Below are 8155 nucleotides of genomic sequence, written 5' to 3'. Positions count from 1 at the left end.
GGCTACAGGCAAAACCGCGGCCCGAATGAGGGATCGTAGCCCGGATAAGGTGCGGCAAGCACCGCATCCGGGACATTCCCCGGTGGCGCATGCGCTTACCGGGGCTACAGGCAAAACCGCGGCCCGAATGAGGGATCGTAGTCCGGATAAGGTGCGGCAAGCACCGCATCCGGGACATTCCCCGGTGGCGCTTGCGCTTACCGGGGCTACAGGCAAAACCGCGGCCCGAATGAGGGATCGTAGATGTAAGGAAGGATGACCTCCGAATGCGGACACCAAAGGTCAGTTAGAAATCCGGCCCGTACAGGTGGTAAGGGCCGGAACTTATCTGAACGTGGCAAACTGCATTACACCATGCGTGTCTATGTTCAGATTTACTTCGCTGTTTTGGCCTGCTCAACTTTCAGGCGCTCGCTGGCACCGAGACGGAGCTGGTCGAGTTGTTTGATAATCCCTGCGGCATCGTCCATGGGATGAGGCTGGCCAGGCTGACGCTCTTTAAGGCGGGCAACCGTTTCAATCATGCCGTTGCTGAAAGGGTGTGCAGTGAGATGTACCCTGATCGGATGGCGCGGATCGTTCACCATTTTTTTGATGCGATCAATACTGCTGATGTAAGCCTCAACCTGCTTTGGTCCGTCTATTGCGTTTAAGCCAAGACCACCCACGGTAATGGCTTTATAGGTTTGTTTACCATCCTTAACATCATACACATAGGATGCCGTGCCCCAGGTGTGTCCGGGCGTTGCAAACGCCTGAATGCGTGTATCGCCTACGGTCAGTATTTCGCCATCCTTGATCTCAAGGTCGGCGGCAGGCGGCATCGTCCATGCACCTGGCTTACCCTGCGATTTTTGGGCATCCTGACGTGCTTCGATCCAGCCTTCACGGGTCATGGCGATCTTTGCTTTGGTCAGTGCCTTGAGGCGGGATATGCCTCCGGCGTGGTCAAAATGGCCGTGCGTCACCAGAATCAGTTTGATATCAGCAGGGTCAAAACCGAGTTTTTTGATATTCTCAAGCAGCCTGTCGGTGTATGGCTCATACAACGTATCGATTAATACCAGGCCATCATTTGTTTTCAGCAGCCACGCCGATACCCAGCATATGCCGACATAGTAAACATTATCAAAAACCTTAAAGGGAGGAATTGACTGGATTTCACTGTTATTCAGCCATTTACCTAACTCCTCTGGCATTTTTCCGGTTCGTCCAAACTCTGTGAACAAAGCATTAATGGTTGATGACGGACCACAGCCTGCCATAGGCGTTACCTCTGCTGCGGCGGTTTGGGATATCTGCGCGTTCGCAGTCCCTCCGGCCATCAGCAGGATTAAGGCAAGTAAAAGAGAGCGGGTATTCAGCATGTTGCATTCCGTTGTGGGTTGACCAGGCTTTGTACTATAGTTGCTTCATTCGAACGAATATACGGCTAAAAAAGCAATGAAACGTTGCATAAAACGGACATCAGGGTGAAGAAATGGACCGACTGACCGCCATGAAAGTCTTCATTAATGTGGTCGAACTGGGGAGTCTGACTGCTGCTGCAAACAGGATGGAGATTTCCCGTGCTATGGCGACCCGCTACATTGCTTCGCTCGAAAGCGAGCTTCGGGTACGGTTGTTACACAGAACCAGCCGCTGCCTCGGCCCGACCAGTGACGGTTGCAATATTCTTTCTTTTTGCCGACAAATCATCGCGTTGAATGAAGATATTGAGTTAGCCACAGCGGGCAGACACACGGAACCTCAGGGGCTCATTCGCGTGGCCAGCAGTATATCGTTCGGGCAGTCTTATCTGGCGGGAGCGATCGCGCGCTATGCTGAGCGGTTTCCCAAAACGTCAGTTGAAATGGTGCTGGGAGATCACGCGGTAAACCTGAATGAGGGATCTGTCGATCTGGCAATCATTGTGGGGAGTGAACCGGCACAGGGTATGATTTCACGTTTACTGACTCGCTGCCCGTCTGTCGTTTGCGCGGCTCCGGCGTATCTCGACCGTTGCGGAGTGCCGGAACATCCTGATGACTTGCGCCAGCACAACTGCCTGAATCACACCCGTTTTGGAAACACGTGGCGCTTCTGTCCTTCATCGGAAGAGCCGGACATGCCTGTTATCGAAGTAGAGGTTTCAGGCAGCATCGCGGCTAATGATTCCATGGTATTGCTCTCTGCAGCGCTGAGCGGAAAAGGGATCGTACATTTACCAGCTTTCACATGTTCAGCGGATATTCAATCCGGAGCACTGGTAGCCTTGTTTCCTGACTACCAGTTACCTCAACTGGATGTATATGCCGCATATGCCTCGCGTAAGTATTTACCCGCAACCACCCGGTCGCTGCTTGATTTCCTGTTAACCGATATCATCCGTTCTTAGGGCGATTTTTGTAATCACAGTCAGCTGGCCCACGATCTTGCGAGGCTGGCTTAAATGCAGCGCGTATATCATTATTTTGGCCACACTCCATTGCTGAATAAATACTGTCCGGAGCTTATTTTTCGCACGGCAGGCGGTATATTCATCTCATGGTGTTACTGTTAGTGACCTGTATCGATGAAGTCATTCAGCCTTACTAATAGGTGATTATATCGAATGGTCTCTGTTTACCCCCTGACAACCTAATGACATTTTTATTCCTGAAAATCAGTGCTGACTTGCCGGGTTTACACTCCTCACTCCGGGTACGGATAATATGAAGCGTGTCGAATGAGCATCGGATTCCACATGAACTTTTCCGTGATGTGCGGCCACGATTGATTTCACAATGGCAAGGCCTATACCACTGCCTTCGCCTTTTCGTTGTCTGGAGGGATCCACCCGATAAAAGCGGTCAAACAGCCTTGATAAATGTTCTTCAGGGATAGGTTTTCCTGGATTTTCAACGATGAGGTCAAAATAGTTTTCCTGTTCTCTAATCGAGACGGTCACCGCGTGTCCCTCTGGTGTATAGCGCAAGGCATTGGATAACAGGTTATTGATTGCTCTTCTGAACATCTGTGGATCCCCTTCTATCAGACAGGGTATGCCGTTGAGTTTCAGCATGATGTTGCGCTCTTCCGCCCAGGCTTCGAAGAAATCAAAGACTTTAATGACCTCCGAACTCAAATCAAAGATTACCCGGTCAGAGATCAACTGATTATTGTCAGCCTGGGCAAGGAAAAGCATATCGCTGACCATCTTTGTCATCCGGTTGTACTCTTCAAGGCTGGAGTACAGGACATCCTCGAGCTCTTTCTGCGTGCGGTCCTGACTCAGCGCAATTTCCGTTTGCGTCACCAGATTGGTGATAGGGGTTCTGATTTCGTGCGCGATATCTGCAGAGAAATTGGCCTGGCGGGTAAAAACATCCTCAATTTTTTCAATCATATGATTGAAGGAGATGACCAGTTGTTCCAGCTCAATGGGAACCCGTGACGGTTCAAGCCGGGCATCAAGATTCTCCGAGGTGATATTTTTAATGGCATTGCTGACGTTGCGCAGGGGGAGATGCCCCTGACGAACGGCAATGCGAATAATAAGAATAATGAGCAGGCTGATGACAGCGGCAATGGCAACCAGATTCTTTTTAAGCGCATCAAGATAGTGAAGATGAAAATTAATGGAGAGTCCGATCAGCATGACGTAGTTCTGGTTTTTCCCCTGAAATGCCGTTACCCCTGATGAGGCGATTATCCTGTACGTTTCCATTGTCATATCAGGGGTGGAGGGCATCGATCGGACAGGCGTCTCCACCGTCCAGAGAAACACATCCCGCGCGCGGCTGTGCTCGTTAAAGTCTGCCCTATTCACGGCCGGGCGTAATGCTGCGCCTTGTGCCGAACTGAACAAGACCTCTCCCTGGGAATTAAGAAGCAGAACGGCAACGTTGCGGTAACTGGCTATCGATTCCTTGATTTTACTTATCTTTTTCTCATCGCTATCCGCCGGGGATTGCAATAAACGCTGCATCGTGGTGCTAATTTGTTGCAGATCGCTGACATCCTGCTCGGCAAAATGATTTTCAACGGAATGCAACATAAACCAGGTAAACGCGATAAACGCCATTATCGTGGACAGGCTGATAAAAAAAGTCAGCCTCAGGGCAAGGGAGAACGGGCGTCTGGCGGGCGTGTTACGCATCCGGGATCTCCAGCATATAACCCACGCCGCGGACTGTCTGGATCAGTTTCGGCTCGTAATCATTGTCTATTTTAGCCCGCAGCCGCTTTACGGCGACGTCAATCGCGTTAGTGTCGCTATCAAAATTCATGTCCCAGACCTGGGAGGCTATCAGGGAGCGGGGCAACACTTCTCCCTGATGACGAATGAAAAACTCCAGTAAACTGAACTCCTTACTGGTCAACAGAATACGGTTTCCTGCCCTGTTAACCTTTCTCGATACCAGATCCAGCGTCAGATCGGCAACCTTGAACTGGCTTTCCGATATGACGGTATTGCCACGACGCAGGAGGGTTCTGACACGAGCGAGAAGTTCGGCAAAGGCAAAGGGTTTAACCAGATAATCATCTGCACCCAGTTCAAGCCCCTTGACCCGATGTTCGATCGTTCCGAGGGCAGAGAGCAATAAGACCGGCATACCCTTACCCGCTGTACGAAGCATACGGATAATATCCCAGCCATTCACATCGGGGAGCATGATATCCAGAATCAGCAAATCATATTCTGCCGTCATGGCGAGATGATATCCGGTCAGACCGTTGTCGGCGTGATCAACCACGAACCCGGCCTCAGTAAGCCCCTTGCTGAGATACTCACCTGTTTTGATTTCATCTTCAACGATCAGTATTTTCATCTTCCCCCCTATAGGTCTTCCCCAGCCATTCTAGTGAGCGTAAGTCCGTTATCAACGACTTAAAGTAAAAATGACAACATTGTCATTATCTTGTCACCGGCCAAACAGAGTGCCTTCGTTAAAGTGGCCTTATCTTTTTTACGGATAACATTCGAACCCTTTATCAGGGCTGCCTGGATGAGAAACGACATGTTCAAATTAAAACGACTCAGTATCAGCACGATATTCATTCTGGCAGGGTGCGTTTCACTGGCACCGGAGTATCAGCGCCCGGCAGCACCGGTACCACAGCAGTTTTCCCTTTCCCGCAACAGCATGACGCCAGCGGTCAATGGCTATCAGGACACCGGATGGCGTAACTTTTTTGTCGATCCCCAGGTGACCCGCTTGATCACTGAGGCACTGGATAATAACCGTGATGTAAGAATGGCCGCCCTGAAGGTTGAAGAGGCCCGGGCTCAGTTCAACGTGACGAATGCGGATCGTTATCCCCAACTGAATGCATCGTCAGATATCACTTACAGTGGTGGTCTTAAAGGTGACAAGCCGACAACCCGACAGTACGAAGCTGGAGGGGATCTCAGCTATGAGCTCGATTTTTTCGGCAAACTCAGGAATATGAGCGAATCGGACAGACAGAACTATTTTGCCAGCGAAGAAGCCCGTCTTGCCGTACATATCCTGCTCGTTTCTAACGTTTCACAAAGCTATTTCAGCCAGCAACTGGCTTATGAGCAACTCCGTATCGCGCGGGAAACGCTGAAAAATTATCAACAGTCCCTGGCTTTCGTCGAGCAACAACTGGTCACCGGGAGTACGAATGTTCTGGCGCTTGAACAGGCACGGGGACAAATTGAAAGCACCCGCGCAGAGATTGCAAAAAGAGAAGGCGATCTGGCGCAGGCAAATAATGCGTTGCAGCTTGTTCTGGGAACGTATCGTGCGCTGCCGTCAGAAAAAGGGATGAATGACAACGATATCAAGCCAGTAAATCTGCCGCCCAATCTTTCATCACAAATTCTGCTTCAGCGCCCTGATATTATGGCGGCGGAATATCAACTGAAAGCGGCTGACGCCAATATTGGCGCTGCGCGTGCGGCCTTTTTTCCGTCCATTACCCTGACCAGCGGTCTTTCAGCAAGCAGTACGGAGTTGTCCAGCCTCTTCACGTCTGCTGGTGGAATGTGGAATTTTATTCCTAAAATTGAAATCCCCATATTTAATGGCGGCAGGAACAAAGCCAATCTGAAACTGGCTGAAATTCGCCAGCAACAGTCGGTTGTTAATTACGAACAAAAAATTCAGTCAGCATTTAAGGAGGTTGCCGACACGCTCGCGCTGCGAGATAGCATCAGTCGGCAACTTGCCTCTCAACAGCGTTATCTTGACTCGCTACAGATAACCCTTCAGCGGGCCAGAGGATTATATTCCAGCGGTGCCGTTAGTTATATTGAAGTGCTTGATGCGGAACGCTCACTGTTCGCAACACAGCAAGCCATTCTCGATCTTATTTATTCCCGACAGGTCAATGAAATTAATCTGTTCACCGCTTTGGGTGGTGGTTGGGTAGAGTAAATTTATTTAATCAATCAGGAGATTTAAAAATGCGTAATTCACTTAAAGCGATTCTATTTGGTGCTCTTTCCGTGATCTTCTCCGCTGGCCTCCAGGCTGAGGAACATCAGCACGGTGAAATGAATATGGCGGGTGATGCCTCGTCACAGCAAATTATCAAAGGGACGGGGATTGTAAAAGACATTGATCTTAATAGTAAAAAAATCACCATTTCTCATGAGGCTATCCCTGCGATCGGCTGGCCTGCAATGACCATGCGTTTCACTTTTATTAATGCTGATGAAAGTATTACTACCCTGAAAACTGGCAGCCATGTTGATTTTTCTTTTATTCAGCAAGGAAATATCTCTTTGCTCAAAAGCATTAAAGATACGCAGTCCTGATGACAGTCTGGAACAAATACATCCTGTGTGTCTGAATATTCATAAATGCTTCTCAATGGATTAATCATCAGGTGCATATGCCAGGGGTTTTGATTTTTTAGCGGGAAATTGTATGGCTTCTTTAAAGATAAAATATGCTGCAATGATTATCAGCAGCCTCATCGCAGGAGGGCTGATATCGGTTACTGCTTATCATTATGTAAACGCATCTGAAAAAATAGTGAAAACCGAAAAAACAGAAAAGACGCCCCCGGAACGAAAGGTGCTTTTCTGGTATGACCCTATGAAACCAGATACCAAATTTGATAAACCCGGTAAATCACCCTTTATGGATATGGATCTGATTCCAAAATATGCTGATGAAAACGGTGAGAAAAACAGTGACGGTATTCGTATTGATCCGACGCAGGTCCAGAACCTTGGATTAAAAACGCAAAAAGTTACACGCGGAACGCTGAATTATTCCCAGATGATCCCGGCCAACGTGAGTTATAACGAATATCAATTTGTCATTGTACAGGCACGTTCTGACGGCTTCGTTGAAAAAGTGTATCCGCTGACGATTGGCGATCATGTGAAAAAAGGTACCCCGCTTATCGATATCACCATTCCGGAATGGGTGGAGGCACAAAGTGAGTATCTTCTGTTATCGGGTACCGGAGGGACGTCCACGCAAATTAAAGGGGTACTGGAACGGCTTCGTCTGGCGGGTATGCCGGAAGAGGATATTCAGAGGCTGCGTTCAACCCGGAGTATCCAGACCCGCTTTACCATTAAGGCGCCTATAGATGGCGTCATTACCGCGTTTGACCTGCGTAGCGGAATGAATATTTCGAAAGATAAAGTGGTGGCGCAGATACAGGGGATGGATCCGGTCTGGATAAGCGCGGCAGTCCCTGAATCCATCGCATACCTGCTAAAAGACACGTCACAGTTTGAAATTTCGGTACCGGCTTATCCGGATAAAACGTTCCAGGTCGAGAAATGGAACATTCTGCCCAGCGTGGATCAGACAACCCGTACGCTGCAGGTACGTCTGCAGGTCACTAACAAAGACGAGCTTCTTAAGCCGGGTATGAATGCCTGGCTGAAACTGAATACCCAGAGCCAGGAAATGCTGCTGATACCGAGCCAGGCCGTGATTGATACCGGTAAAGAACAGCGCGTGATTACGGTCAATGATGAAGGCCGGTTTGTGCCAAAAATGATCCAGGTTCTGCATGAATCACAGCAACAGTCTGGTATCGGTGCTGGGCTGAATGAAGGGGATACCGTGGTAGTCAGTGGTCTGTTCCTGATTGACTCCGAAGCCAATATTACCGGAGCACTGGAGCGTATGCGCCATCCTGAAACGATGCCGGATATGACTGCCCAGCCTGCAAACGCACATTCCGGTCATTGAGG

At 49.3% G+C, this 8155-nt stretch carries 7 protein-coding genes; 4 read left to right on the top strand and 3 right to left on the bottom strand.

Features of this window, described 5'->3' with window-relative positions:
* Positions 1–374: 374 nt before the first annotated feature.
* The gene (gene blaCAR / locus L2097_RS22350; RefSeq protein ID WP_502799317.1) at positions 375–1367 is read right to left on the bottom strand and encodes a CAR family subclass B3 metallo-beta-lactamase; all 993 of its coding nucleotides are present in this window, start codon (positions 1365–1367) and stop codon (positions 375–377) included.
* 113 nt (positions 1368–1480) lie between these two features.
* Between blaCAR and L2097_RS22345 the strand changes: the two genes are divergently transcribed.
* Complete coding sequence (locus L2097_RS22345; RefSeq protein ID WP_250353698.1) at positions 1481–2377, top strand: LysR family transcriptional regulator; 897 nt, start codon at positions 1481–1483, stop codon at positions 2375–2377.
* Between the two features lie 267 nt (positions 2378–2644).
* Here the strand turns inward: L2097_RS22345 and L2097_RS22340 are convergent, their stop codons facing one another.
* Both L2097_RS22340 and silR read right to left on the bottom strand, forming a co-directional pair.
* Positions 2645–4120 carry a Cu(+)/Ag(+) sensor histidine kinase gene (locus L2097_RS22340; protein ID WP_250353697.1) on the bottom strand — a complete coding sequence of 492 codons (1476 nt, stop codon included), beginning with the start codon at positions 4118–4120 and terminating at the stop codon, positions 2645–2647.
* On the bottom strand, positions 4113–4793 hold the full coding sequence (gene silR / locus L2097_RS22335; protein WP_074779067.1) for a copper/silver response regulator transcription factor SilR: 681 nt from the start codon (positions 4791–4793) through the stop codon (positions 4113–4115). Before silR ends, L2097_RS22340 begins: the two co-directional genes overlap by 8 nt.
* A 189-nt stretch (positions 4794–4982) precedes the next feature.
* Between silR and L2097_RS22330 the strand changes: the two genes are divergently transcribed.
* From L2097_RS22330 to L2097_RS22320, 3 genes are all read left to right on the top strand, one after another.
* On the top strand, positions 4983–6368 hold the full coding sequence (locus L2097_RS22330; RefSeq protein ID WP_250353696.1) for an efflux transporter outer membrane subunit: 1386 nt from the start codon (positions 4983–4985) through the stop codon (positions 6366–6368).
* 29 nt (positions 6369–6397) lie between these two features.
* A complete protein-coding gene (cusF, locus tag L2097_RS22325; RefSeq protein ID WP_250353695.1) occupies positions 6398–6751 on the top strand; it encodes a cation efflux system protein CusF in 354 nt (117 codons plus the stop codon).
* 112 nt (positions 6752–6863) lie between these two features.
* Entirely contained in the window at positions 6864–8153 is a 1290-nt protein-coding gene (locus L2097_RS22320) for an efflux RND transporter periplasmic adaptor subunit (RefSeq protein WP_142516066.1), read from the top strand.
* Positions 8154–8155: the final 2 nt, after the last annotated feature.

Source organism: Citrobacter sp. MNAZ 1397 (assembly GCF_023613995.1).
Classification (GTDB): Bacteria; Pseudomonadota; Gammaproteobacteria; order Enterobacterales; family Enterobacteriaceae; genus Phytobacter; species Phytobacter ursingii.
This window is presented reverse-complemented; position numbering and strand designations above follow the sequence as displayed.

Bases quoted from the DNA above. Each gene is read 5' to 3' on its own strand.
- L2097_RS22330 (WP_250353696.1), top strand. From the start codon at position 4,983: ATGTTCAAATTAAAACGACTCAGTATCAGCACGATATTCATTCTGGCA.
- L2097_RS22345 (WP_250353698.1), top strand. From the start codon at position 1,481: ATGGACCGACTGACCGCCATGAAAGTCTTCATTAATGTGGTCGAACTG.
- L2097_RS22320 (WP_142516066.1), top strand. From the start codon at position 6,864: ATGGCTTCTTTAAAGATAAAATATGCTGCAATGATTATCAGCAGCCTC.
- blaCAR (WP_502799317.1), bottom strand. From the start codon at position 1,367: ATGCTGAATACCCGCTCTCTTTTACTTGCCTTAATCCTGCTGATGGCC.
- L2097_RS22340 (WP_250353697.1), bottom strand. From the start codon at position 4,120: ATGCGTAACACGCCCGCCAGACGCCCGTTCTCCCTTGCCCTGAGGCTG.
- cusF (WP_250353695.1), top strand. From the start codon at position 6,398: ATGCGTAATTCACTTAAAGCGATTCTATTTGGTGCTCTTTCCGTGATC.
- silR (WP_074779067.1), bottom strand. From the start codon at position 4,793: ATGAAAATACTGATCGTTGAAGATGAAATCAAAACAGGTGAGTATCTC.